Source organism: Flagellimonas flava, from assembly GCF_050617915.1.
GTDB lineage: Bacteria > Bacteroidota > Bacteroidia > Flavobacteriales > Flavobacteriaceae > Flagellimonas > Flagellimonas flava_A.
On sequence record NZ_JBODQE010000142.1, the window covers coordinates 1 to 242 of the forward strand.

The 242-nt window shown below is 45.5% G+C and carries 1 pseudogene; it reads right to left on the reverse strand.

The window, feature by feature from the left end:
* A pseudogene (locus ACRHOZ_RS21310) lies at nucleotides 1-242 on the reverse strand (bifunctional 5,10-methylene-tetrahydrofolate dehydrogenase/5,10-methylene-tetrahydrofolate cyclohydrolase); the annotation flags it as partial.

Sequence of the window (242 nt, forward strand, 5' to 3'; positions counted from 1 at the left end):
TGCTTTTACTTTTTGACTAATCAAAATCCTGATAGGCCTACCCACGATGTGGCTTGTTGCGATAACAACGGTATGCTTGCCCGAAGTATCGACATCATACCTGCGCAACAGCTCCATAATACCAAAGGGAGTGGCAGGAATGAAGCATTCCATATCCAAGGCCATTTTTCCAAAGTTGGTGGGTTGACAGCCATCCACATCCTTATCTGGATCCACAGCCATGAGTACTTTTTGCTCGTCTA